General features: G+C 72.9%; 20 protein-coding genes and 1 pseudogene. 13 read left to right on the forward strand and 8 right to left on the reverse strand.

What is annotated here, in order from left to right; translation table 11 throughout:
- Positions 1 to 188: 188 nt before the first annotated feature.
- The 5 genes from ABZ883_RS30455 (at position 189) to ABZ883_RS30475 (ending at position 3,939) form a co-directional block, all read left to right on the forward strand.
- Complete coding sequence (locus tag ABZ883_RS30455) at positions 189 to 998, forward strand: helix-turn-helix domain-containing protein (protein ID WP_360911746.1); 810 nt, start codon at positions 189 to 191, stop codon at positions 996 to 998.
- A 184-nt stretch (positions 999 to 1,182) separates the two neighbouring features.
- Positions 1,183 to 1,896 carry a flavin reductase family protein gene (locus ABZ883_RS30460; protein ID WP_360911748.1) on the forward strand — a complete coding sequence of 238 codons (714 nt, stop codon included), beginning with the start codon at positions 1,183 to 1,185 and terminating at the stop codon, positions 1,894 to 1,896.
- Between the two features lie 27 nt (positions 1,897 to 1,923).
- A complete protein-coding gene (locus ABZ883_RS30465; RefSeq protein ID WP_360911750.1) occupies positions 1,924 to 2,817 on the forward strand; it encodes an alpha/beta fold hydrolase in 894 nt (297 codons plus the stop codon).
- Positions 2,818 to 2,887: 70 nt separating this feature from the next.
- Positions 2,888 to 3,493, forward strand: coding sequence for a CGNR zinc finger domain-containing protein (locus ABZ883_RS30470; RefSeq protein WP_360911752.1), 606 nt, complete (start codon positions 2,888 to 2,890; stop codon positions 3,491 to 3,493).
- Positions 3,494 to 3,648: 155 nt separating this feature from the next.
- Positions 3,649 to 3,939 (forward strand): hypothetical protein, encoded by a 291-nt coding sequence (locus ABZ883_RS30475; protein ID WP_360911754.1) that lies wholly within the window; start codon positions 3,649 to 3,651, stop codon positions 3,937 to 3,939.
- A 16-nt stretch (positions 3,940 to 3,955) separates the two neighbouring features.
- Here the strand turns inward: ABZ883_RS30475 and meaB are convergent, their stop codons facing one another.
- The 4 genes from meaB to ABZ883_RS30495 all read right to left on the reverse strand — a co-directional run bounded on the left by meaB (position 3,956) and on the right by ABZ883_RS30495 (position 9,890).
- Positions 3,956 to 4,939 (reverse strand): methylmalonyl Co-A mutase-associated GTPase MeaB, encoded by a 984-nt coding sequence (meaB, locus tag ABZ883_RS30480; protein WP_360911756.1) that lies wholly within the window; start codon positions 4,937 to 4,939, stop codon positions 3,956 to 3,958.
- A gap of 4 nt (positions 4,940 to 4,943) precedes the next feature.
- The gene (gene scpA / locus ABZ883_RS30485; protein ID WP_360911758.1) at positions 4,944 to 7,127 is read right to left on the reverse strand and encodes a methylmalonyl-CoA mutase; all 2,184 of its coding nucleotides are present in this window, start codon (positions 7,125 to 7,127) and stop codon (positions 4,944 to 4,946) included.
- Complete coding sequence (locus ABZ883_RS30490) at positions 7,127 to 9,022, reverse strand: methylmalonyl-CoA mutase family protein (protein WP_360911760.1); 1,896 nt, start codon at positions 9,020 to 9,022, stop codon at positions 7,127 to 7,129. Before ABZ883_RS30490 ends, scpA begins: the two co-directional genes overlap by 1 nt.
- 97 nt (positions 9,023 to 9,119) lie before the next feature.
- Positions 9,120 to 9,890, reverse strand: coding sequence for a potassium channel family protein (locus ABZ883_RS30495; protein WP_360911762.1), 771 nt, complete (start codon positions 9,888 to 9,890; stop codon positions 9,120 to 9,122).
- A 292-nt stretch (positions 9,891 to 10,182) separates the two neighbouring features.
- Between ABZ883_RS30495 and ABZ883_RS30500 the strand changes: the two genes are divergently transcribed.
- The gene (locus ABZ883_RS30500; RefSeq protein ID WP_360911764.1) at positions 10,183 to 12,246 is read left to right on the forward strand and encodes a phosphocholine-specific phospholipase C; all 2,064 of its coding nucleotides are present in this window, start codon (positions 10,183 to 10,185) and stop codon (positions 12,244 to 12,246) included.
- Positions 12,247 to 12,313: 67 nt separating this feature from the next.
- On the opposite strand, the gene ABZ883_RS30505 is transcribed toward ABZ883_RS30500, so the two are convergent.
- Entirely contained in the window at positions 12,314 to 12,775 is a 462-nt protein-coding gene (locus ABZ883_RS30505; RefSeq protein WP_360911767.1) for an Lrp/AsnC family transcriptional regulator, read from the reverse strand.
- 94 nt (positions 12,776 to 12,869) lie between these two features.
- On the opposite strand from ABZ883_RS30505, the gene ABZ883_RS30510 reads away from it, so the two are divergent.
- Together ABZ883_RS30510 and ABZ883_RS30515 are read left to right on the forward strand one after the other, a co-directional pair.
- Positions 12,870 to 13,727, forward strand: coding sequence for a TIGR03619 family F420-dependent LLM class oxidoreductase (locus tag ABZ883_RS30510; protein ID WP_360911769.1), 858 nt, complete (start codon positions 12,870 to 12,872; stop codon positions 13,725 to 13,727).
- A gap of 2 nt (positions 13,728 to 13,729) precedes the next feature.
- Positions 13,730 to 14,160, forward strand: a pseudogene (locus tag ABZ883_RS30515) (nucleoside deaminase).
- 30 nt (positions 14,161 to 14,190) lie between these two features.
- Here ABZ883_RS30515 and ABZ883_RS30520 read toward each other — a convergent pair.
- The 3 genes from ABZ883_RS30520 to ABZ883_RS30530 form a co-directional block, all read right to left on the reverse strand.
- Positions 14,191 to 15,237 carry an ABC transporter permease gene (locus tag ABZ883_RS30520; RefSeq protein ID WP_360911771.1) on the reverse strand — a complete coding sequence of 349 codons (1,047 nt, stop codon included), beginning with the start codon at positions 15,235 to 15,237 and terminating at the stop codon, positions 14,191 to 14,193.
- Positions 15,238 to 15,239: 2 nt separating this feature from the next.
- Entirely contained in the window at positions 15,240 to 16,835 is a 1,596-nt protein-coding gene (locus ABZ883_RS30525; RefSeq protein ID WP_360911773.1) for a sugar ABC transporter ATP-binding protein, read from the reverse strand.
- 119 nt (positions 16,836 to 16,954) lie between these two features.
- Positions 16,955 to 18,007: a sugar ABC transporter substrate-binding protein gene (locus tag ABZ883_RS30530; RefSeq protein ID WP_360911775.1), complete on the reverse strand. Its 1,053-nt coding sequence runs from the start codon at positions 18,005 to 18,007 to the stop codon at positions 16,955 to 16,957.
- A 260-nt stretch (positions 18,008 to 18,267) separates the two neighbouring features.
- Between ABZ883_RS30530 and ABZ883_RS30535 the strand changes: the two genes are divergently transcribed.
- From ABZ883_RS30535 to ABZ883_RS30555, 5 genes are read left to right on the forward strand one after another with little or no spacing between them, the layout of a single operon-like run.
- Entirely contained in the window at positions 18,268 to 19,608 is a 1,341-nt protein-coding gene (locus ABZ883_RS30535) for an enolase C-terminal domain-like protein (RefSeq protein ID WP_360911777.1), read from the forward strand.
- Positions 19,605 to 20,369, forward strand: coding sequence for an SDR family oxidoreductase (locus tag ABZ883_RS30540; protein WP_360911779.1), 765 nt, complete (start codon positions 19,605 to 19,607; stop codon positions 20,367 to 20,369). Before ABZ883_RS30535 ends, ABZ883_RS30540 begins: the two co-directional genes overlap by 4 nt.
- A gap of 11 nt (positions 20,370 to 20,380) precedes the next feature.
- Complete coding sequence (locus tag ABZ883_RS30545) at positions 20,381 to 21,382, forward strand: aldo/keto reductase (RefSeq protein ID WP_360911781.1); 1,002 nt, start codon at positions 20,381 to 20,383, stop codon at positions 21,380 to 21,382.
- The gene (locus tag ABZ883_RS30550) at positions 21,379 to 21,690 is read left to right on the forward strand and encodes an L-rhamnose mutarotase (RefSeq protein ID WP_360911783.1); all 312 of its coding nucleotides are present in this window, start codon (positions 21,379 to 21,381) and stop codon (positions 21,688 to 21,690) included. Before ABZ883_RS30545 ends, ABZ883_RS30550 begins: the two co-directional genes overlap by 4 nt.
- The gene (locus ABZ883_RS30555) at positions 21,687 to 22,541 is read left to right on the forward strand and encodes an amidohydrolase family protein (protein ID WP_360911785.1); all 855 of its coding nucleotides are present in this window, start codon (positions 21,687 to 21,689) and stop codon (positions 22,539 to 22,541) included. Before ABZ883_RS30550 ends, ABZ883_RS30555 begins: the two co-directional genes overlap by 4 nt.
- The last annotated feature ends 39 nt before the right edge of the window (positions 22,542 to 22,580 follow it).

A 22,580-nucleotide genomic window follows, 5' to 3' on the forward strand; every position in this document is an offset into this window, starting at 1 on the left:
AGACCGCGGGCCCCAATTTATGCAACTAGTTGCACAAGACGGCCCACGACCCTGCTGGGCCTCGCGACACGGGACGTCCCGACCGCCACGGGGCCGCCATCCGGTCGTCCCGCCCGCCCGCCACCACGGCGGGCCACCGGCACGCGGCTTGAGGAAACGCGGCGCCCGGCCGCCGTACCATCGCCCTCATGGCCGGTCAGGACACACCGCGGCGCGACACCCGGGGCATCGTCGGCGCCCCGGAGCTCTTCGCCCGCGTGCGCTTCCGGCGGCGGGCCCCTGCGCCGGAACTGCGGCCGTACCTGGAGCACTACTGGCTCATCGACTGGGACCTGGGCGAGCCGTACGCCTCGCACGTCGTGCCGCACCCCTCCGTCAACATCGTCTTCCAGCGCTTCGCGGGCACGCCGGACTTCGGGGAGGTCGCCGGCGTCGGACTGGGCCTGTTCACGCAGAAGTTGGAGGGCGCGGGGCGGGTGTGCGGGGTGCAGTTCCGCCCGGGCGGCTTCCGGCCGTTCGCCCCGGCGGTGCCGGTGTCCCACTGGACCGGACGCCGGGTCCGGCTGGACGAGGCGCTGCCCGGCCACGCCGCCGCGCCCGCTGCCGTGCTCGGGCCGGACGAGGAGGACGACCGGGTCGCCGCCCTGGACGCCTTCCTGCTGTCGCTCGCCCCCGCACCCGATCCCCAGGCCGCCCTGGCGATGGCACTCGCCGAGCGGATCCGGCACGACCGCGACATCCGGCGCGTGGCCGGGTTCGCGCGGTCCGAGGGGCTGTCCGTGCGCTCGCTGCAGCGCCTCTTCGCCGCCCACGTCGGCGTCAGCCCCAAGTGGGTCATCCTCCGCTACCGCATCCACGAGGCCCTGGAGCGCGCCGAGTCCGCGCAGGCCGTCGACTGGGCGGGCCTGGCGGCCGAACTCGGCTACAGCGACCAGGCCCATCTGGTCCGGGACTTCACGGCGACCGTGGGGGTCCCCCCGACCGCGTACGCGGGCTGAGCGCGAAGGTCCGCGGGTGCATGCCAAGAGTGACAGGGAACGCACCCAAATAGGGTGATTTCTCCTTGCCTGACATAGTCAAGAAACTTACGCTCATGTCAGCGGGACATTCACCCGCCTGCGGGAGAGCCGGCGTCACGGCGTCCGCTCCCGGCGACCACCTCCACAGCCACGGGAGGCCACCGTGATCATCGACTCCGCCACTCTTGATCCGACATCCGCCTACAAACTGCTCATCGGGAGCATCATTCCCCGGGCGATCGGCTGGGTGAGCACCGTGTCGGTGGACGGCGTCCCCAATCTCGCCCCCATATCGTTCTTCACCGCGGTCGGCCGCAAACCGCCGATGATCTCGCTCTCGCTGCAGCCGCGGGCCGACGGTGTCACGCTCAAGGACACCTTCGTCAACATCCGCGGCACCGGGGAGTTCGTCACCCATCTGGCCACCCTCCCCCAGGCGGACGCGATGCACCGCACCGCCGCCGAATTCGACCCCGGGGTCGACGAGTTCGACGCGGTGGGCCTGGAGAAGGAGCGGTGCGAGGTGGTGCGGCCGCCGCGGGTGAAGGGCGCGCCCATCGCCATGGAGTGCAGGGTCGAGCGCATCATCACGATCGGCGACCTCAACGACCACGTCGTCTTCGGGGAGGTCGTGCGATTCCACATCCGCGACGACATCTACCTCGACAGGGGCCGCATCGACACCAACGCCCTTCCCGCGGTCGGGCGGCTCGCGGCCGAGTACACCGCGGTCGAGAACGCCTTCACCACACCGCTGGACGGCGACATCCTCGGCGCCCGGCACGGACGCCGGGTGAGCCGGCTCGACGCCCGGCCCACCGACTGGTCGCCCATCGACGGCGACGCGTGGTCCCCTTCCGGATCGGTCAGGTCCTGAGCCACGGACACCAAGGAGGTTCTTCGCATGGCGGAACGCAAGGATGTCGAGTTCCAGGCCGAGGGCGGCGTGCGCCTGCGCGGCTGGCTCTTCCTGCCCGACGGGCCCGGCCCGCACCCCGCGATCACGATGGCGCACGGTTACGCGGGCACCAAGGACCACGGCCTCGAACCGTTCGCCCGGGCCTTCGCCGACGACGGCTTCGTCGTGCTCCTCCACGACCACCGGGGCTTCGGCGCGAGCGACGGCGAGCCGCGCCAGGACGTCGACCCCTGGGTCCAGATCGCCGACTGGCGGCGGGCGGTCTCGTTCCTCGAGAGCCTGCCCGAAGTCGATCCGCGGCGCATCGGCCTGTGGGGCACCAGCTACGCCGGAGGCCACGCGATCGTCCTGGGGGCGACCGACCGCCGGCTGCGCTGCGTGGTGTCCCAGGTGCCGACGATCAGCGGCTACGAGCAGGGCCTGCGGCGCGTGGCCCCGGAGGCGGTCGCCGGACTCGAGGAGTCCTTCGCGGAGGACGAGCGCGCCCGGTTCCGCGGGGAGCCGCACCGGCGGACCGCGATCGTGAGCGACGACCCCGCCGTTCCCGCCTCCTACCGCACCAGGGAGGCGATCGACTTCTACCTCCAGCCGCTGCCCGAAGGGGTCTGGACGAACGAGGCGACGGTCCGTTCCGGACGCGCCGCGCGGATGTACGAGCCCGGTGCGTGGGTCCCCCGGGTCTCACCGACCCCGCTGCTGATGGTGGTCGCGCTGAACGACACCGTGACCGTCACCGACCTGGCACTCGCCGCTTACGAGCGGGCCCTGGAGCCGAAGCGGCTGGTGACGCTCGCCGGCGGCCACTTCGACCCGTACGTCGCCCGGTTCGCGGAGGCGAGCGGTGCCGCCCGGGCCTGGTTCCGCGAGCACCTGGGCTGAGCCGAAGGGCTGCCAGGGGCGTACGTCCCTCACTTCTGTCGTTCATGAGGAGAAGGGCTACGGTGATGGCATGGCGTGGTCGGCGAGTGAGCGATACGAGGTACGGCCCGCACCGGGCGGACTCTTCCTGGTGCAGGAGCTGCTGAACACCTCGCCCGGCGGCCGGCCGCGCATGCCCGACCTGCTGGACACCCTCGCTTCCGCGCAGCCCTGGCTCGACGGCGTCATGGACGCCTGGGCAAAGGCCTCGGGCCGCGGCCGTGAGCGTGAACGCGTGGCGCTCATCGACGGCGACCTGGACGAGCTCAAGCGGCTGCGCACCCGGCTGCGGCAGGCCCTGTCCGCGGCCGGGCCCGAGGCGGCGGCCGGGGCGGGGGACGCGCTGCTGGCCGCGGAAGCGGTGACGCTCCGGCTGGCCGCGGATGCCACCGTCAGCGTGGAGCCCCGGGGCGACGGCGCCCGGCGCGTCACCTCCGCGGTGCTGGCGGAATGTCTCGTCGCCCAGACACGCGGCGTCTGGCCGCGCCTGAAGATCTGCCGGTACGACCGCTGCGCCGTCGCCTTCTACGACCACTCGCGCAACAGCAGCGCCGTCTGGCACGACGCCCGGGTCTGCGGCAACACCGTGAACCTGCGGGCCTCGCGCGAGCGCCGCCGCGCCCGGCCGCAGGGCTGATCCCCGCCGGGGCGGGCGGTTACCAACTCCTGACCTCCGAACACGCGTCGGGGGCACCCCTGAGCGGGCACACCCCTTGTGGAGGGCGCGAATACGCCCGTTTCCACCGAGGTACGCATGTGTCGTTGCATCCTGCGACAAGGGAGCCGAGCCCCGTGGCAGAGCATCCGATCACCCCCCGACTGACCCCGATCCCCATCGACGGAACGACTCCGTGCGGGCGCCTGGAGACCGGTGCCACGCTGCCCTGCGGAGGCCGGGCCGAGTGGCACGTGCAATGGCTGCCCGGGCACGGTTCGTTCGCGTGCAATGCGCACATGGCGGAGGCCCGGCGGCTGTTCGCCTGGATCGACCGGCACCGCGTCGGCTCGGACTGCAACATGCCGGGCGCGCTGTGGGCGCCGGGGCGCTGCGCGGTGCCCCGGAGCCAGGCGAAGGCCGCCTGACACCGGGGGCCGTGCGTCAGCCGGAAAAGGCGTCGAGGATGCGCCCGGCCGCGGAGGTGGCCGTCAACGTGCCCTCGCGGACCTGGCGTTCGACCTCCGGGGCCAGACGGCGGACCTCGGGGTGGTCCCGCAGCCGGCCCAGCAGTTCGTCGCGGACCATGTTCCAGGCCCACTCCACCTGCTGGTCACGGCGCTTGGCCTCCAGCCGCCCCCCGGAGTCCAGGAGCGCGCGGTGCTGCTCCAGCCGTTCCCACACGACGTCGAGGCCGGTGTCCTCGCGGGCGCTGCAGGTGAGCACCGGCGGGGTCCAGGCGGCGTCGGCGGACTGCATCAGCCGCAGGGCGCCGGACAGTTCGCGGGCGGCGGCACGCGCGTCGCGCTCGTGCGGTCCGTCGGCCTTGTTGACGGCGATGACGTCGGCGAGCTCCAAGACGCCCTTCTTGATGCCCTGGAGCTGGTCGCCCGTGCGGGCCAGCGTGAGCAGCAGGAAGGAGTCGACCATGCCGGCGACCGCGGTCTCGGACTGTCCGACGCCCACGGTCTCCACCAGGACCACGTCGTAGCCCGCCGCCTCCACGACCACCATCGACTCACGGGTCGCCTTGGCGACGCCGCCGAGCGTCCCGGCCGACGGCGACGGCCGCACGAAGGCCGCGGGGTCCACCGACAGCCGTTCCATCCGTGTCTTGTCGCCGAGGACGGAGCCGCCGGTCAGCGTGGACGACGGGTCCACGGCGAGCACCGCGACCCGGTGGCCGAGGCCGGTGAGCAGCGTGCCGAAGGCGTCGATGAAGGTGGACTTGCCCACCCCGGGGACGCCGCTGATGCCGATCCTGCGGGCCCTGCCCGCGTGGGGCAGCAGCTCGGTCAGCAGCCGCTGGGCGAGCTCCCGGTGGTCGGGCCGCGACGACTCCACCAGGGTGATGGCGCGCGCGATCCAGGCCCGGGAGCCGTCCAGGACTCCTTTGGCGTAGACATCCGGGTCGATGGGCTGACGCATGGGCTCACAGGTCGTGGCCGAGCGCGGCGGCGAGCCGCGTGACCAGGTCGTGGGCGGAGTCCGGGATGACCGTGCCGGGCGGGAAGACGGCGGCCGCGCCGGCCGCCAGCAGTTCGGGCACGTCCTGCGGCGGGATGACGCCGCCTACCACGATCATGATGTCCTCGCGTCCTTCGGCGGCCAGTTCCTCGCGCAGCGCGGGCACCAGGGTGAGGTGTCCGGCCGCCAGCGAGGAGACGCCGACGATGTGCACGTCGGCCTCCACCGCCTGCCGGGCCACTTCGGCCGGGGTCTGGAAGAGCGGTCCGACGTCCACGGTGAAGCCCAGGTCGGCGAACGCGGTGGCGATCACCTTCTGGCCGCGGTCGTGGCCGTCCTGGCCCATCTTGGCGACGAGGATGCGCGGGCGGCGGCCCTCGGCCTCCTCGAAGCGGCCGACCAGCGCGCGGGTGCGGTCCACGGACGGCGACTCCCCTGCCTCGTTGCGGTACACACCGGAGATCGTACGGATCTGCCCGGCGTGCCGGCCGTACACCTTCTCCAGGGCGTCGGAGATCTCGCCGACGGTCGCCTTGGCACGGGCCGCGTTCACCGCGAGCTCCAGCAGGTTGCCGCTGCCGCCGGCGGCGGCCGTCAGGGCGCTCAGCGCGTCCTGGCAGGCGGTCTCGTCGCGCTCCTCGCGCAGCCGGCGCAGCTTGGCGATCTGCTGGGTGCGCACGGAGGAGTTGTCGACCTTGAGGACCTCGATCTTCTCGTCGCTGTCCACCCGGTACTTGTTGACGCCGATCACCGGCTGCCGGCCGGAGTCGATGCGGGCCTGGGTGCGGGCCGCGGCCTCCTCGACGCGCATCTTGGGGATGCCCGCGTCGATGGCCTGGGCCATGCCGCCCGCGGCCTCGACCTCCTGGATGTGCTGCCAGGCGCGGCGCGCCAGGTCGTACGTGAGCTTCTCCACGTACGCGGACCCGCCCCACGGGTCGATGACCCGGTTGGTCCCCGCCTCCTGCTGGAGCAGCAGCTGGGTGTTGCGGGCGATGCGCGCGGAGAAGTCGGTGGGCAGCGCCAGTGCCTCGTCGAGGGCGTTGGTGTGCAGCGACTGGGTGTGGCCCTGAGTGGCGGCCATGGCCTCCACGCAGGTGCGCGTGACGTTGTTGAAGACGTCCTGCGCGGTGAGCGACCAGCCGGAGGTCTGCGAATGGGTGCGCAGGGACAGCGACTTGACGTTCTGCGGCTCGAACTGCCGGACCAGCCTGGCCCACAGCAGGCGAGCCGCGCGCAGCTTGGCGATCTCCATGAAGAAGTTCATGCCGATCGCCCAGAAGAACGACAGCCGCGGCGCGAAGGCGTCCACGTCCAGGCCCGCGCCGAGACCGGCCCGCAGGTACTCCACGCCGTCGGCGAGGGTGTAGGCCAGCTCCAGGTCGGCCGTGGCCCCGGCCTCCTGGATGTGGTAGCCGGAGATGGAGATGGAGTTGTAGCGCGGCATCCTCTGCGACGTGTACGCGAAGATGTCGGAGATGATCCGCATCGAGGGCTTCGGCGGATAGATGTAGGTGTTGCGGACCATGAACTCCTTGAGGATGTCGTTCTGGATGGTCCCGGCCAGCTTCTCGGGCGGTACGCCCTGCTCCTCGGCGGCCACGATGTAGAGCGCGAGCACCGGCAGGACGGCGCCGTTCATCGTCATCGACACGGTCATCCGGTCCAGCGGGATGCCGTTGAAGAGCTGCCGCATGTCGTAGATCGAGTCGATCGCCACGCCCGCCATGCCGACGTCGCCCGTGACGCGCGGGTGGTCGCTGTCGTAGCCGCGGTGGGTCGGCAGGTCGAAGGCGACCGACAGGCCCTTCTGACCGGCGGCGAGGTTGCGCCGGTAGAACGCGTTCGACTCCTCGGCGGTGGAGAAGCCCGCGTACTGGCGGATCGTCCAGGGCTGGTTGACGTACATCGTCGGGTAGGGGCCGCGCAGGTACGGCGCGATGCCCGGGTAGGTGCCCAGGAAGTCCAGGCCCTCCAGGTCGCGTCCGGTGTACAGCGGCTTGACGCCGATGCCCTCGGGCGTCTCCCACAGCAGGTCCTCGGCGGCGCGGCCGGTGGTCTCCTTGACCGCCGCGCGCCACTGGTCCTCGGTGGCGCCGCCGCCGGCGCCCGGTCCCAGCTCGATCTCGGAGAAGTCCGGGATCCGCATCACGCCACTCCGATCCGGTCGAGCACCGAGGTCAGGACGGCGACCGCGTCGCCGCCCGCGAAGACGAACGCGTCGACGCCCGCCTCCGTGAAGGCCGCTTCCCGCTCTCCCGGCCGCCCGGCCAGGAAGACCGGGCCCGCGCCCACGGCCTTGAGGGCGGCGGCCACGCCGGCGGCCTGCTCCTCGTACAGCGCGTCGCTGGAGCACAGGCACGCCACATGGGCGCCGCTGCGGGCGAAGGCGCCGGCCACCGACCCGGCGTCCACCGAGAGCGGGTCGTGGACCGGCTCGATGCCGCCGGCCTGGAAGAGGTTGGCGGCGAAGGTGACCCGGGCGGTGTGCGCGGCGGCCGGACCGAGGGCGGCCAGGAACACCCGGGGACGGGCCCCGGTGGCGGCCAGATGGGCGTCCGAGCGGGCGCGCAGCGCCTCGTACGCCTCGTCGCGGCGGACCTTCGGCAGACCGCCGGAGAGCGCCGCGGGCGCCGGGTCGCGCTCGACCGGTGCCTCGGAGAGCAGCGGGAACTCGCTGACGCCCGTGACGGGCTCGCGGCGCTTGGCCAGCGCCTTGGCCCGCACCTGCCAGGTCGCCGCCAGCCGCTCGCCGACCAGGCCGGAGGCCAGCGCCGCGGCCTGGCCGCCCGCGCGCTCCAGTTCCTGGAACCAGGACCAGGCGGCGTCGGCGAGTTCCGCGGTGAGCCGTTCCACGTACCAGGAGCCGCCGGCCGGATCGACGACCCGGGCCAGGTGGGACTCCTCCATCAGGATGGCCGAGGTGTTGCGGGCGATGCGCCGGGCGAAGGCGTCGGGCAGGCCGAGCGCGTGGTCGAACGGCAGCACCGTGATCGAGTCGGCGCCGCCGACACCGGCGGCGAGCGTCGCGACGGTGGTGCGGAGCATGTTCACCCACGGGTCGCGGCGGGTCATCATCACCGGCGAGGTGACGACGTGCTGGCGCTGCGCCGCGGCGGCCGCGGTCGCGCCGCACACCTCGGCGACCCGGGACCACAGGCGGCGGGCGGCGCGCAGCTTGGCGATCGTCAGGAACTGGTCCGCGGTGGCGGCGTAGCGGAACTCCAGCTGCCCGCAGGCCGCGTCGACCGGCAGCCCGGCCCCGGTGAGCGCGCGCAGGTAGGCCACGCCGGTGGCGAGGGAGGCGCCGAGCTCCTGCGCCGCCGAACCGCCGGCCTCGTGGTACGGCAGGGCGTCCACGGTCAGGGCGCGCAGCCCCGGGTACTCCTCGTGGGCGCGCAGGGCGAGCCGCGCGGCCTCGGCCGTGTGCTGGTCGAGCGCCCCGGGGTCGCCCGTGCGGGCGACGTGCCCCAGCGGGTCGGCGCCGAGGTTGCCGCCGGCGGCCTCGCGGGCCACACCCCGCTCCTCGTACAGCGCGAACAGCGCGTCGGCCGCCGCCCCGGTGTCCGGGCCGGCGTCGAGCACCACGGGCGCGAGGTCGAGGAGGACTCCCCGCAGCGCGGTGCCGAGCGCGGCCGCGGGAACTCCCCGGTCGCCGACGGCGAGCCAGAGGGAGGTGACCCCGTTCTCGAGGTCGCTCAGCACGGCCTCATTGGTGCGGAGCGCGTCGGGCCGGGTGTGGCGCTGGCGTACGTCCCAGCCGCCGGCCACGGCACCCGCGGGCGCGGCGCCGCGGGTGAAGGGCGCGAAGCCGGGGAGTCCGACCGCGTCGCCGAAGGCTCCGGGCGCGTCGGGCGCGGTGTACAGGGGGCGCGTGGTGAGCCCGTCTTCGAGGGTGGTGGACAGCGCGTCCTCCACCGCCTCTCCCGACACGTCCTTGCCCGCCTTGCGCAGCACACCCTCGACGAGGGACTGCCATTGCGCGCGGCTCGCGTCCGGGAATTCGGCGGCCAGAGAAAGCCCGTCGTCAGGCAGGACCGTCATGCCTCAAAGGTTAGTGGGCGTTCGCAGGCGCGCAGCAGGGGCAACGCCTGTGACCTAGCCCATTCCGGGGCGTCTTGATCGGTTCCACTCCGATGCCCTATCCGGCGCCCGCCCCGCGGGCCGGTTCCGGCGCTTCGGGGGCGGTGCCGTGCCGCGCGCCGCCCAGTTCGGCGACCTCGCGCCGCAGCTCCTTGACCTCGCGCAGCAGTTCCTCGGTCAGCTCCTGGAGGATCCGGCCCTCCTCCTCGTCCTCCTGGAAACGGGCCAGGAACCAGGCGGCGATGTTGGCCGTGACCACACCGAGCAGGGCGATCCCGGACAGCATCAGGCCGACGGCGATGAGCCGGCCGACGCCGGTGGTGGGGGCGTGGTCGCCGTAGCCCACGGTCGTCATGGTGGTGAACGACCACCACAGCGCGTCGCCGATCGTGCGGATGTTCCCGTGCGGCGAGTGCCGCTCGGCCTCCAGGACCGCGACCGAGCCGAAGGCGAGCAGCCCCAGCACCGCGCCCACCACATAGGTCGTCAGCCGTACCTGCGCGGCCAGCCGCACCCGCTGGCCCACCAGGAAGAGCGCGGAGACCAGCCGCAGCAGGCGCAGCGGTTCGAGCAGCGGCAGCACGACCACGGCCAGGCTCAGCGGCTGGCGCCTGATGAACTCCCACCGCTGCTCGCTCAGCCCCAGGCGGACCAGGTAGTCGCCGGCGAAGAGCGCCCACACACTGCGCTCGGTCCAGTGGGCGGTGGTGATGAGCGCCGGATCTGCGCCCGGCACCAGGATCGGCAACGCGTACGCCGCGCCGAACACCAGCGCCAGCGCGAGCAGCGGCGCCCTGGTTGCCTGCTCCCAGCGTTCGAGACGGTTCATGCGGGCAGTATCCCGTGGGCTCCGGGCGCGGCGGGCGTCCGAGCGTCCGGCCGGGTGTCCACCGTTGACCTGTGGCGACGTACGGTCCGCGGGAGGCGGACGGAACGGCACGGAGCGACGCTCAACTACGCCTGTCGCAAGCGGTGTTGCCCGGCGGAAGCCGCCTCTGGCGGCAGCGGGTTGGCGCAGGCTTCGCGACTGCTTCTCCTCGCCGCCAACGGGAGTTCGTGCGGGCCTGGTGACACTGGCCACCCCTGTTACGGCCGCGGACATCCCGGGAGACAGGCCTTACATGAACGCCATCGACCGCAGACGCTTCATGCAACTGGCGGGCGGTACCGCCGCCTTGTCGGTGCTCTCCACCAGCATCGCCCGAGCGGCGGAGATCCCGGCGAACCGCAGGACGCGTTCGCTCCAGGACATCGAGCACATCGTCGTCCTGATGCAGGAGAACCGCTCCTTCGACCACTACTTCGGCACGCTGCGCGGTGTCCGCGGTTTCGGCGACCCCCACCCGGTGACGCAGCCGAACGGCAAGCCGGTCTGGTACCAGTCCGACGGCAAGAAGGACGTCCTGCCCTTCCGCCCCGACCACGACGACCTCGGGCTGGCGTTCCTCCAGGACCTGCCGCACAGCTGGAACGACGGCCACGCCGCGGTCAACCAGGGCAAGTACGACAAGTGGGTGCCCGCCAAGTCCGCCACCACCATGGCGCACCTGACCCGCGAGGACATCCCGTTCCACTTCGCGCTCGCCGAGGCCTTCACGATCTGCGACGCGTACCACTGCTCGTTCATCGGCTCGACCGACCCGAACCGCTACTACATGTGGACGGGTTACACGGGCAACGACGGCAAGGGCCGCGGCCCCGTCCTCGGCAACGAGGAGGCGGGCTACGCCTGGACCACGTACCCGGAGCGCCTGGAGCAGGCGGGCGTGGACTGGAAGATCTACCAGGACATCGGCGACGGCCTCGACGCGGCCGGCGGCTGGGGCTGGATCCAGGACGCCTACCGGGGCAACTACGGCGACAACTCGCTGCTGTACTTCGACCAGTACCGCAACGCCAAGCCCGGCGATCCGCTGTACGACAAGGCCCGCACCGGCACCGACGCCAAGAACGGCCAGGGCTTCTTCGACATCCTGCGCGCCGACGTCACCGCGGGCAAGCTCCCCCAGGTCTCCTGGGTCGTGGCGCCCGAGGCGTTCACCGAGCACCCCAACTGGCCGGTCAACTACGGCGCCTGGTACATCGCGCAGGTCCTGGACGCCCTCACCTCCAACCCGGAGGTGTGGAGCAAGACGGCGCTGCTGATCACCTACGACGAGAACGACGGCTTCTTCGACCACGTCGTGCCGCCGTTCCCGGCCGCCTCCGCCGCGCAGGGCAAGTCCACCGTCGACGTCTCCGGCGACCTGTACGCGGGCTCCGCCGCGCACCCGGCGGGCCCGTACGGGCTCGGCCAGCGCGTGCCGATGTTCGTGGTGTCGCCGTGGAGCAAGGGCGGCTACGTCTGCTCGCAGACCTTCGACCACACGTCGATCATCCAGCTGATCGAGCGCCGCTTCGGGGTGACCGAGCCCAACATCTCCCCCTGGCGGCGCGCGGTCTGCGGCGACCTGACCTCGGCGTTCGACTTCCGGCACAGCGACACCGACGCGGCGGAGCTGCCCGACACCAGCGGCTACCTCCCGCCGGACAACAAGCGCCACCCCGACTACGTGCCGACCCCGCCCGCCAAGGGCGCGCTCCCCCGCCAGGAGGGCGGCATGCGCGCGGCGCGGGCCCTGCCGTACGACCTGTCCGCGGACGGCCGGGTCAGCACCGCCACCGGAACGCTGCGGATCGACTTCGCCTCGCACGGCACCGCGGGGGCCGGCTTCCTCGTGACGTCGGCGTCGCACGCCGCCGGCCCGTGGACGTACACCGTCGAGTCCGGGCGCTCGCTGTCCGACACCTGGAGCGTCGCCGACGACGCGCAGGGGGGCTACGACTTCACCGTCCACGGCCCGAACGGCTTCCTGCGCCGCTTCGCCGGCGGGGTCACCGGCGCGGGCCCCGAGGTCAGCGCCCGCCATGACGGCGGCCTCGGCATCGTGCGGCTGGTGCTGACCAACGACGGCCCCGCCACGGTGGAGTTCACGGTGGCGGACGGCTACGGCAAGGAGAAGACGGCCACCTACAAGCTGCGTCCCGGCGCCCGCGTCGTGCACTCCGCGGAGACCAAGCGCAGCCAGGGCTGGTACGACCTGACCGTCACCGCGGACCACGACGCCGGCTTCGCGCGCCGCCTGGCCGCCCACGTGGAGAGCGGCTACACGAGCACCAGCGACCCGGCCATCGCCGCCCGCTGACGCTCCGTCACCCCGGCCCGTCCCGTCGGCCGCGGCCCGGCATCCCGCCGGACCGCGGCCGGCGCCGTCACGGCGCGGCGGGCGCGGGGCCGCCGGGGCCGCGGTACGGGAGGGTCTGCCGGTAGACCACGCTGGTGGTCGTGCTCCCGAAGCCGGCCAGTTCGTCCATGACCTTCTCCAGATGGGCCATGGAGGTGGCGGCGACCTTCAGCACGTAGCAGTCGTCGCCCGTGGTCCGCAGGCACTCCAGGATCTCCCGCCGCTCGCCGAGCAGGCGGTGCAGCGGCTCGTGCCGGCTGCCGGGGTACTTCAGCCGGACGACGGCGAGCACCGGGAAACCCGCCCGCTCCAGGTCCACCTCGGCCCGGTAGCCCGTGACGACGCCCAGCGACTCCAGCCGGCGGACCCGCTCGGTCGTCGCCGACGGGCTCAGGCTGACCCGGCGCGCGAGTTCGGTGAAGGGGACGCGCCCCTCGCGTTGCAGCTCGTCCAGGATCGCCCAGTCCGTCCCGTCAAGAGTCTCGGCCATCCACGCAGAATACCGGTGGATCCACGGCGACTTGCCCGGCAGACCGGGAGGAATGCCTTACGGCCGGCCGCCCGTGGTGGATAGCCTGACCGTTGTGCGCCTTGGTGTGAACGTCCCGAATTTTGGACCGGGTACCGACCCCGGTGTGCTGCGCGACTGGGCGCGGACGGTGGAGGGGCTCGGTTTCGAGCTGCTGATGGTCTCCGACCACCTCGTGGTGACCCCCGATGTGGCCGAGCAGTACCCGGCCCCGTTCTACGAGCCGTTCACCGCGCTCTCGTGGCTGGCCGGGGTCACCGAACGGGTGAGCCTGGGGACCACGGTGCTGATCGTCCCGTACCGGCACCCGCTCGCCGTGGCCCGGATGGCCGCCAACCTCAACGCGCTCAGCGGCGGGCGGCTGGTACTGGGGGTGGGGGTCGGCTGGGCGCGGCAGGAGTTCGAGGCGCTCGGTGTTCCCTTCGAGCGGCGCGGCCGGCTGACGGACGACCACCTGGGGGTGATCCGGGCGGCGTGGCGGAACGCGGCCGACTACGCCGGCGGCCCGATCCCGCTGTGGGTCGGCGGCAACAGCGACGCGGGCATCCGGCGGGCGGTCCGGCTGGGCGACGCCTGGCATCCGCTGCGCGCCACGATGCCGTGGCTGCGTGGCGGACTCGACCGGCTCGTCTCGGCGGCCCGGGAGGCGGAACGGCCGGTCCCGGCGTTCACTCCCCGGATCCTCCTGCGGCTCACCGACGCCCCGATCGCCACGCCCGACCGGCGTGCCGGTGAGGGCACGCTCGACCAGATCCTGGACGACCTGCGTCAACTGCGCGTGATGGGTGCCGAGTCGGTGGTCCTCGACCCCTTCGGCGGCGACCCCCGCGAGACACTGCACCCGCAAGGAGCCTGGCACGCGCTCGCGGCGCTGGCCGCCCGGCGCACGGAGACGGAGACGGAGACGGAGTGACCATGGACGACGAGACGACACGCCTGCTGCGCAGGGCCGTCGCGCTGGCTGCCGAGGCCCGCGCGTCGGGCAACCCGCCCTTCGGCTCGCTGCTGGCCGGCCCGGACGGCACGGTGCTCGCGGAGGAACGCAACAGCAGCATCACCGACGACGACATCACCGCCCATCCGGAACTCAAGCTGGCCCGGTGGGCGGCGCGGGAGCTGGACCCGGCGACCGCGGCCGCCACGACGATGTACACCAGCTGCCAGCCCTGCGGCATGTGCGCGGGGCCCTGGAGCGGTCCGGCCTCGGCCGGGTGGTGTTCGCCCTGTCCGGTGAGCAGCTCACGGGCCTGAAGTCGCCGGCCGCGAAGGCCGGGTTCCCGCGGGTTCCGCAGGAGGGCCCGGCCCTCTACGACGAGGCCCGCGTCCCGGTCGAGGGCTACTACTGACCGGGACGCGGGCAAGGGGCTCGCTGCCCGCTACTCCTGCTTCTCGCCGGAGGCGAAGCGGGAGATGATCAGGGCGACGATGATGATGGCGCCGTTGAGGAACTGGTTCCACAGCGGCGGCACGCCCGCCAGCGTCATCACGTTGACGACGAGTTGCAGGGTGAGCACACCGGTCAGCGCCCCGAACAGCGTGCCGCGGCCGCCGTTGAGGCTGACGCCGCCGATGACGGTCGCGGCGAAGACCTGGAAGATCCAGCCGCTGCCCTGGTCGGCGGAGATCGAGCCGTAGTGCCCGCTGTAGAGGATGCCCGCGAAGGCCGCGAGCACCCCGCCGATGATCAGGACGACCCAGGTGATCCGGTCCACGCGGATGCCCGCGGTGCGGGCGGCCTCGGCGTTGCCGCCGATCGCGTACAGCGCCCTGCCGTGGCGCAGCCAGGCCAGCGCGCAGCCGCCGGCGGCGAACAGGACGGCGCAGACCCAGATCGCGGCGGGCACCCCGAACCAGGACGCGTGCCCCAGATAGGTGAACGAGCCGGGCAGCTCGACAATGGAACGCCCCTCGGAGATGGCGATCTGCAGACCGCGCAGCATGGTGAGGGCGCCGAGGGTGACGATGAAGCCGTTCAGGCGCAGCTTGAGGATCAGGAATCCGTTGATCGCGCCGATCACCGCGCCGACCAGCAGGCACAGCGGGATCGCCGTCCACACGGGAAGGAGTTCCAGGCCGGTGAAGCGGCCGCCGGAGGAGGGCAGTACGAGCCATACGGCGATCACCGGGGCGACGCCGATGGTGGACTCCAGCGACAGGTCCATGCGCCCGGCGATGAGGATCAGCGCCTCGGCGAGCACCAGCAGGCTCAGCTCGGTGGACTGCTGGGCCACACCGATCAGGTTGTCGGAGGTCAGGAAGGCGGGCGAGACGATGAACCCGATGACCCCGAGCACGAAGATGGCCGGCACGAGGGAGAGTTCACGGAAGCGCGCGAGGCCGCCGGGCCCGCGGCGCGGCTCGTCCGCCGCGGAGTTCTTCGCGGCGGGCACCGGGGGTTCGGTGACGTCGGTGGTGGCGGACATGACTACCTTTCCTGCTCTGAGGGGCCGGCGTCACCGGCGGTGCCGGACGCTCCGGCGGACGGGGCGCGGGACACGCCCTCCATGGCGGCGACCAGTTCCTCGTCCCGCCAGCCCCGGTCGAACTCCGCGACGACCCGGCCGTGGAACATCGCCACGATCCGGTCGCAGGCCCTCAGGTCGTCCAGTTCGTCGGAGATGATCAGTGCCGCCCGGCCCGCGCCGGCGACCTGGCGGATCCTGCCGAGCAGGAACTCCTTGGACCGCACGTCCACGCCGTTGGTCGGGCGGACCGCCACCAGGACGTGCGGGTCGGTGGCGAGGGCGCGGGCGACCACGACCTTCTGCTGGTTGCCGCCGGACAGCGCGGCGACGGGCGTGGCGAAGCCCGGGGTCCTGATGTCCAGGTCCTCGATCATCCGTTCGGCGAAGTCCCGTGTGCGCGAGGGGAGGACGGTGCCGAACGGCCCGAGCTGGTCGGTCACGGTCAAGGTGGCGTTCTCGGCCACGCTGCGGTTGGCGACCAGTCCCTGGTGGTGCCGGTCCTCGGGCACCAGGCCCACGCCCGCCGCGAGGGCGTCGGGCACCCCGCCGGCCCGCACCGGGCGCCCGGCGACGGCGATCCGCCCGGTGTCGGCGCGGTGCAGTCCGGCGATCGTCTCGCCGAGCCGCACAGCACCGCTCGCGGTGGCTCCCGCGAGGCCCACCACCTCGCCGGCCCGTACCGAGAAGTTGACGTCCTCGTACGCCCCGTCGAGGGTCAGTCCGGCGACGGAGAGCAGCTCCGGCCCCTCGTCGCCGGCCGCGGCAGCGGAAGCGGGGGCGGTCCCGGCGGCCCACGGCTGCGCGGCGCCCGCGGACTCCCCCGTCATCGCCTCCACCAGGGCGTCGTGGCCGATCTCGGCCACGGGCGCGGTGACGATGTGGCGGGCGTCCCGGTACACGGTGACGGTGCTGCAGAGGTCGTAGACCTCCTGCAGGTGGTGGGAGATGAACAGGAAGGCGACGCCCTGCCGTTGCAGGTCGCGGAGCTTGTCGAACAGGCGCGAGATACCGCGGGCGTCCAGGCGCGCGGTGGGCTCGTCCAGGATGATGAAGCGCGCGCCGAAGGACAGGGCGCGCGCGATCTCCACGAACTGCCGCTGCTCGACGGTGAGATCGCGGGCCCGGGCGGCGGGGTCGATGTCGACCCCGTACTCGGCGAGCAGGTCCTGGGCCCGCTGCCGCAGGGTCCTCCAGCGGATGGGCCGCAGGGCGCCGGGGCTCTGCCGGTTGAGGAAGAGGTTCTCGGCCACCGACAGCTCCCCGATGACCGTGGAGCGCTGGTAGACGCAGGCGACCCGGGCGCGCCAGGCGTCGGTGTCCCCGAACGAGGGAGCCGGCGCGCCGGAGAAGCGCAGGCTCCCCGCGTCGGGCTGGTACAGGCCGGTGAGGATGTTGACGAGGGTGGACTTGCCCGCGCCGTTGCGGCCGACGAGTGCGTGCGACTCGCCGGCGGCGACCGAGATGCGGGCGTCGCGCAGCGCCACGGTGGCGCCGAAGCGTTTGCCGATCCCGGTCGCCTCGGCCACGGGGGGCGGCGCGGTGGCGGGGTCCGCCATGGTGGATTCCGTTCTGCGGATGCGGTGCGGGCGGGTGCGGTGCGTGTGTGCGTACGGGTGGGCGGCGGGCGGGGCCGGACCGGGCCGGTGCGGCCGGGCCGGCCCCGGGCCGCCGTGGATCAGCCGATGTTGTTGCCCCACAGGGCCTTGTCGTCGACGTTGTCCTTGGTCACCAAAGGCGCCGGGAGCTGGTCCTCCAGGCCGTTGGGGATGGCGATGATGGTGGAGTCGTGGTCGGTCGGGCCGGCCTGGAAGGTCTTGCCCTCGGCCGCGGCCTTGGCGTAGAAGAGCGCGTACTTGGCGTACAGGTCGGCGGGCTGGGAGACGGTGGCGTCGATCTCGCCCTTGCGGATCGCGTCGAACTCCTGCGGGATGCCGTCGTTGGAGATGATGAAGATGTGGCCCTTCTGCCCGGCCGGCTTGAGCAGGCCCTTCTGCTTCAGCAGGGCGAGGGTGGGCTGCAGGAAGACGCCGCCGGCCTGCATGTAGATGCCGCCGAGGTCGGGGTGCTGGGCGAGCAGGCTCTGCAGCTTGGCCGACGCCACGTCACCCTTCCAGTCGGTCGGCAGCTCGAAGACCTGGATCCCGGGGAACTTCTCCTTCATGCAGGCCGCGAACGCCTCGGAGCGATCGCGTCCGTTGATGGAGTCCAGGGCGCCCTGGAACTCGGCGATCTTGCCCTTGCCGCCCATCTGCTCGCCGAGGAACTCGCACGCCTTGGTCCCGTACGCCTTGTTGTCGGCGCGGACGACCATGTAGACGTCGCCCTTGTCGGGGCGGGTGTCCACGCTGACGACCGGGATCTTCTTGCCGGCCAGGGTGTCGAGCGTGGAGGCGATCGCGCCGGTGTCCTGAGGGGCCATCACGACGGACTTCGCGCCGGTGTTCTCGAAGACCTGGACGTTGGCGACGAGCTTGGTGACGTCGTTCTGCGAGTTGCTGCGCGGCAGGGCGTTCAGGCCGTCGTCCTTGATGCCCTGCTCGATGTACTGCGCGTAGGAGTTCCAGAAGTCGGAGTCGGAGCGCGGGAGGTCGATGCCGATGGCGGGCTTCTTGTCACCACCTGCCCCGGCGGTGCTGTCGCTGCCGCGGTTGCAGGCGGTGGCGAGGGCGGCCAACGCAAGTGCGGCCGCGGCAACCGCGGCGGTGGAGCGCGTACGGGCGAGCTTCATGGCCGTGTTCTCTCCTTGCCCAGGGCGGGGGCGATTCATCCGAGGTATCGCGGACGAGAAGGAAAGTAAGTCCGTCGTGCTGTCATGACAACCCCCTGTACGGACACGATCGGACGAATCCGTTGCCCATCGAGCGCGGCACACCCATCCGTCACAGACATCCGAGGAATGGATTGCCAGCCCCGGCCGATGGCGCTTACAGTCACCCTGGCGCGAGACCTCCGATGTCTCGCCCATGGCCGAGCGTGAAAGGCAGCCAGTTGTCCGCGACCTCCGCCTGTATCACCGCGATCGACACCCATGACATCCGCTTCCCCACCTCACGGGAACTGGACGGGTCCGACGCGATGAACCCGGATCCCGACTATTCCGCCGCGTACGTGGTGCTGCGCACCGACGCCGGCGACGGCCTGGAGGGGCACGGCTTCGTCTTCACCATCGGACGCGGCAACGACGTCCAGGTCGCGGCGATCGAAGCGCTGCGCCCGCACCTGATCGGCCGCCCGGTGGACGAGGTGTGCGCCGACCCCGGCTCGGTCGCCCGCGACCTGATCGGTGACAGCCAGCTGCGCTGGCTGGGCCCCGAGAAGGGCGTGATGCACATGGCGATCGGCGCCGTCGTCAACGCCGTGTGGGACCTGGCCGCCAAGCGCGCCGACAAGCCGCTGTGGCGCTTCCTGGCCGACGCCGAACCCGAATGGCTGGTCTCCCAGGTCGACTTCCGCTACATCGCCGACGCCCTCACCCCCGAACGCGCCCTGGAACTGCTGCGGCGCGGCAAGGAGGGCGCCGACGCCCGCGCCGCCGGGCTGCGGGAACGGGGCTATCCCGGCTACACCACCTCACCCGGCTGGCTCGGCTACTCCGACGAGAAGCTGACCCGGCTCGCCAAGCAGGCGGTCGCCGACGGCTTCACCCAGATCAAGCTGAAGGTCGGCGCCGACCTGGAGGACGACGTCCGCCGGCTGCGCGCCGCCCGCGCCGCCGTCGGCCCCGACGTGCGCATCGCGATCGACGCCAACCAGCGCTGGAACGTCGGCGAGGCCGTGGCCTGGGTGAACGCCCTCGGCGAGTTCGAGCCGTACTGGATCGAGGAGCCCACCTCGCCCGACGACGTCCTCGGCCACGCCGCCGTCCGCGAGGCCGTCGCCCCGGTGCGGGTCGCCACCGGCGAGCATGTGCAGAACCGCATCGTCTTCAAGCAGTTGCTGCAGGCCGGGGCGCTCGACGTGCTCCAGATCGACGCGGCGCGCGTCGGCGGCGTCAACGAGAACCTGGCCATCCTGCTGCTGGCCGCCGCCTTCGGTGTGCCGGTCTGCCCGCACGCGGGTGGCGTGGGGCTGTGCGAACTGGTGCAGCACCTGTCGATGTTCGACTACGTGGCGCTGTCCGGCACCACCGAGGACCGCGTCATCGAGTACGTGGACCACCTCCACGAGCACTTCGTCACCCCGGTCGTCATCCGGCACGGCCACTACACCGCACCCGTGGAACCCGGCTTCTCGGCGCAGATGAGACCGGAATCGATCGACGAATTCCGCTACCCGGACGGTACGTTCTGGGTGGCCGACCGGGCAGCGCAGGAAGGACAGACGGCATGAGCGAACTGGACGGGCTGAGCGGGCTCGCCGCCCTGGTGACGGGCGGCGCCTCGGGAATCGGACTGGCCACCGCGCGGCTCCTCGCGGCGCGCGGCGCCCGGGTCGCCGTGCTCGACCTCGCGCCCGGCGCGCTGCCGGAACCGCTGCTGGCCTTCAAGGCGGACGTGTCCGACGACGTCTCCACGCGGGCCGCGGTCGACGCGGCGGCGCAGGAGCTGGGCGGTCTCGACATCGTGGTCAACAACGCCGGGATCGGCGCCGCGGGCACCGTCGAGGACAACCCCGACGAGCAGTGGCACCGCGTGCTCGACGTCAACGTCCTCGGCATGGTCCGCACCACCCGCGCGGCCCTCCCCCACCTGCGGCGCTCCGCCCACGCGTCGGTCGTCAACACCTGCTCGATCGCCGCCACCGCGGGGCTGCCCCAGCGCGCCCTGTACAGCGCGAGCAAGGGCGCGGTCCTGTCGCTGACGCTGGCGATGGCGGCCGACCACGTCCGCGAGGGCATCCGCGTCAACTGCGTCAACCCCGGCACCGCCGACACCCCGTGGGTGGCGCGCCTCCTGGACGCCGCCGACGACCCCGAGGCCGAGCGCGCCGCGCTGCGGGCCCGGCAGCCCATGGGCCGCCTGGTGACCGCGGACGAGGTGGCGGCCGCCATCGCCTACCTGGCGAGCCCCGCCGCGGCCTCGGTCACCGGCACCGCGCTCGCGGTCGACGGCGGCATGGCCGGGCTGCGCCTGCGCCCGGCAGGGCAATGAGGGGAGCGGGGATGCGACGCAACACCCTGGGCCGCAGCGGCGTCCCCGTGACCGCGGTGGGCTTCGGCGCCGCGGCCCTCGGCAACCTGTTCACGCCGGTCACCGACGAGGCGGCGGCGCAGGCCGTGGACGCCGCCTGGGACGCGGGCATCCGCTTCTTCGACACCGCCCCGCACTACGGCCTGGGGCTGTCCGAGCGCCGGATCGGCGCGGCCCTGCGCGACCGGCCGCGCGAGCAGTACACCGTCTCGACCAAGGTCGGGCGGCTCCTGGAGCCCGCCGGGGACGGCGGCGCGGCCGGCGACGACCTGGCGAACGGCTTCGCCGTCCCCGCCGACCACCGCCGGGTCTGGGACTTCAGCGCCGACGGCGTACGCCGCAGCATCGAGGACAGCCTGCGGCGCCTCGGCCTCGACCGCATCGACGTCGTCTTTCTGCACGATCCCGACGACCACGCCGAAGAGGCCTTCGGCCAGGGCTACCCCGCCCTTGAGAAGCTGCGGTCCGAGGGAGTCGTGGACGCCATCGGCGCCGGGATGAACCGGACGGGCATGCTCGCGCGCTTCCTGCGCGACACGGACGTGGACGTGGTGCTGATGGCGGGCCGCTACACGCTGCTGGAGCAGGAGGGCCTGGCCGAGGTGCTGCCGGAGGCTGCGGCACGCGGGAAGAGCGTGGTGGTCGGCGGGGTCTTCAACTCCGGCCTGCTGATCGACCCGCGCCCGGACTCCCGGTACGAGTACGCGCCGGTCCCCGCCCCCGTCCTGGCCCGTGCCCGCCGACTCCAGTCCGTCACCGGCCGCCACGGCGTCCCGCTGCGCGCGGCGGCCCAGCGCTTCCCCGCCGCGCATCCTGCCGTGGCGAGCGTGCTGCTGGGGCTCCGCTCGCCCGCGGAGGTGCGCGACGCCGAGGCGATGCACAACCACCCGCTGCCGGCCGCGCTCTGGGACGACCTGCGCGCCGAGGGACTGCTCGGCGCCGATGCGCCGGTACCGGCCGGGGAGGCGTGGTGAAGGTCGCGCTGCACACCACGGTCCGCGCCGACCGGATCGAGGCGTACGAGGCGGCGCACCGCGAGGTGCCCGAGGAGCTCACCACCGCGATCCGCGCCGCGGGCGTGCGCGCGTGGACCATCTGGCGCAGCGGAACCGATCTGTTCCACCTCTTGGACGTCGACGACTACCCGGCGATGATCGCCGCCCTGGAGCAACTGCCCGTCAACATCGCCTGGCAGGCGCGGATGGCGGAACTCCTGGCCGTCGCGCACGACTACTCGGCGGACGGCGCCGGGGCGACCCTGCCGGTGGTGTGGGAGCTGTGACCGTGCCGCACGGCGTCGTGGACGCCCACCACCACGTCTGGGACCTGGCCGTCCGCGACCAGGACTGGCTCACCGGCGAGCGGCTGGCCCCGCTCCGCCGTTCGTTCTCCGTCGCCGACCTGGAACCCGAGGCGCGGGCGGCGGGCGTCACCGCCACCGTCCTCGTCCAGACCGTCAGCGTCGCCGAGGAGACACCGGAGTTCCTCGCCCTCGCCGCGCCGGGCGGTCTCGTCGCCGGGGTCGTGGGCTGGACCGACCTGACGGACCCCGCGGTCGCCGACCGGCTCGCGGCCCTGCGCGAACTGCCCAGCGGGGAGCGCCTGGTGGGCATCCGGCACCAGGTGCAGGGCGAGCCCGACCCGGAGTGGCTGCTCCGCGCCGACGTGCAGCGCGGGCTGCGCGCCGTGGCCGACGCGGGTCTGGTGTACGACCTGGTGGTGCTGGCCGGGCAGCTGCCGGCGGCCGCCAAGGCGGCGGCGCTCCTGCCGGAGCTGGTCTTCGTCCTGGACCACCTGGGCAAACCCCCCATCGCCGCAGGCACGTTGCGCCCGTGGGCGGACGACGTGCGGGCGCTGGCCGCGCTGCCCAACACCGTCTGCAAGCTGTCCGGCATGGTCACCGAGGCCGACTGGGACTCCTGGACCACCGCCGACCTCGCGCCCTACGCGGGCACCGTGCTGGACGCCTTCGGCCCGGACCGGTTGATGTTCGGCTCCGACTGGCCGGTCTCGCGGCTCGCCGCCTCGTACGCCGAGGTCGTCGACGCCGCCCGCACCCTGACCGACGGCCTCGCCCCGGCCGAGCGGGACGCGGTGTTCTCCGGGACCGCCCGCCGCGTCTACGGCATCTGACCCGGCGGGTGCGCGGCCCGGGGACCTCGGGCCGCGCAC

It is taken from the genome of Streptomyces sp. NPDC046977 (assembly GCF_040644455.1).
Lineage (GTDB): Bacteria > Actinomycetota > Actinomycetes > Streptomycetales > Streptomycetaceae > Actinacidiphila.

Coding starts and splice junctions, on each gene's coding strand:
- ABZ883_RS30495 (WP_360911762.1), bottom strand. CDS start 9,890: ATGAACCGTCTCGAACGCTGGGAGCAGGCAACCAGGGCGCCGCTGCTC.
- ABZ883_RS30545 (WP_360911781.1), top strand. CDS start 20,381: ATGCGACGCAACACCCTGGGCCGCAGCGGCGTCCCCGTGACCGCGGTG.
- scpA (WP_360911758.1), bottom strand. CDS start 7,127: ATGCGGATCCCGGACTTCTCCGAGATCGAGCTGGGACCGGGCGCCGGC.
- meaB (WP_360911756.1), bottom strand. CDS start 4,939: ATGCGTCAGCCCATCGACCCGGATGTCTACGCCAAAGGAGTCCTGGAC.
- ABZ883_RS30465 (WP_360911750.1), top strand. CDS start 1,924: ATGGCGGAACGCAAGGATGTCGAGTTCCAGGCCGAGGGCGGCGTGCGC.
- ABZ883_RS30500 (WP_360911764.1), top strand. CDS start 10,183: ATGAACGCCATCGACCGCAGACGCTTCATGCAACTGGCGGGCGGTACC.
- ABZ883_RS30540 (WP_360911779.1), top strand. CDS start 19,605: ATGAGCGAACTGGACGGGCTGAGCGGGCTCGCCGCCCTGGTGACGGGC.
- ABZ883_RS30455 (WP_360911746.1), top strand. CDS start 189: ATGGCCGGTCAGGACACACCGCGGCGCGACACCCGGGGCATCGTCGGC.
- ABZ883_RS30525 (WP_360911773.1), bottom strand. CDS start 16,835: ATGGCGGACCCCGCCACCGCGCCGCCCCCCGTGGCCGAGGCGACCGGG.
- ABZ883_RS30490 (WP_360911760.1), bottom strand. CDS start 9,022: ATGACGGTCCTGCCTGACGACGGGCTTTCTCTGGCCGCCGAATTCCCG.
- ABZ883_RS30505 (WP_360911767.1), bottom strand. CDS start 12,775: ATGGCCGAGACTCTTGACGGGACGGACTGGGCGATCCTGGACGAGCTG.
- ABZ883_RS30470 (WP_360911752.1), top strand. CDS start 2,888: ATGGCGTGGTCGGCGAGTGAGCGATACGAGGTACGGCCCGCACCGGGC.
- ABZ883_RS30530 (WP_360911775.1), bottom strand. CDS start 18,007: ATGAAGCTCGCCCGTACGCGCTCCACCGCCGCGGTTGCCGCGGCCGCA.
- ABZ883_RS30520 (WP_360911771.1), bottom strand. CDS start 15,237: ATGTCCGCCACCACCGACGTCACCGAACCCCCGGTGCCCGCCGCGAAG.